Raw genomic sequence first — 940 nt, 5'->3', positions numbered from 1 at the left:
TCAATCCTAAGACTAACTGCTTTAAACTGTCTTTATTCAAAAATAAATATATCTTCTATCGGAGCTTTTACAGCTCTTGAAATATCTATTGCCAATTTAAGTGACGGATTATATTGTGCTTTTTCTAATCTCATAATAGTTTCACGACGAACACCTACAATGTCAGCGAGTTGTTCTTGTGTTAATTCTTGTGCTACACGATATTTTTTTAAATTACATACAAACTTTGCTTCCATAATTTATTCCCTTTTTTCATAACGATATAATAAATAGTTGCTAAGAAAAAGAACAAGAGCATAGATAAGTGAAACAGAAATCAGCATAAACATTGCACACCACTCAACATTACGGGAAAACATACCTATTGCCATAAGCCAGATAACTACAAATAATAGTTTAAAACCTATCTTGTAAGCTTCTAATTGTGCCTTACGTTTATTTTCTTGAAAAAGCTCATCTTCTAAGATATGAGAAAGTTTACCTTCAAAGAAAAAATTGAAAAAACCAAAAAATATGAAAAAAGCAAAAGGAAATATTTCTCCAAATTTATAGTATGTCCAAAATCCGCCAAACCCCAGAAAACCAAACATTCCACAAAATCCCCAGTAAGGAGAAATTGTTCTTGAATATCGTTTTTCCCTGCTGTTTTTTGAAAAGACATTTTTAAAGCAGATAATTACTATATAGATAGCATATAGTGCTATTAAAGCTCCAATTACTAACATAGGAATATCCTTGTAAGAAAATACATATTCCGACATATCCATATTTTTGACCCAGCGTCCATTATTGTATAATAGGGAGTAGATTGTACCAACAATAAGCAATAAAGCACACCCTACCCCCATAAAAATAATTTTTTTAATTTGTTTCTTTGACATATTTATCTCTCCTTTCAAATGAGATGTTTTTGTATCTTTATGAGATAAATATATCACTC

Annotated in this window: 2 protein-coding genes; both read right to left on the bottom strand. The window is 30.1% G+C overall.

All coding sequences use genetic code 11. The features are described 5' to 3' along the window. Positions 1-32: 32 nt before the first annotated feature. Positions 33-236 (bottom strand): helix-turn-helix transcriptional regulator, encoded by a 204-nt coding sequence (locus PG840_RS16710; RefSeq protein ID WP_008787613.1) that lies wholly within the window; start codon positions 234-236, stop codon positions 33-35. A 3-nt stretch (positions 237-239) separates the two neighbouring features. Beyond that, the coding region (locus PG840_RS16705; RefSeq protein WP_270613916.1) for a DUF3796 domain-containing protein at positions 240-940 on the bottom strand (701 nt) is incomplete at its 5' end.

The sequence above is a fragment of the Coprococcus sp. AM97-35 genome (genome assembly GCF_027697525.1).
GTDB lineage: Bacteria > Bacillota > Clostridia > Lachnospirales > Lachnospiraceae > Allocoprococcus > Allocoprococcus comes.
The sequence above is the reverse complement of the archived record's forward strand: the minus strand, read 5'-3'. Positions and strand labels throughout refer to the sequence as shown.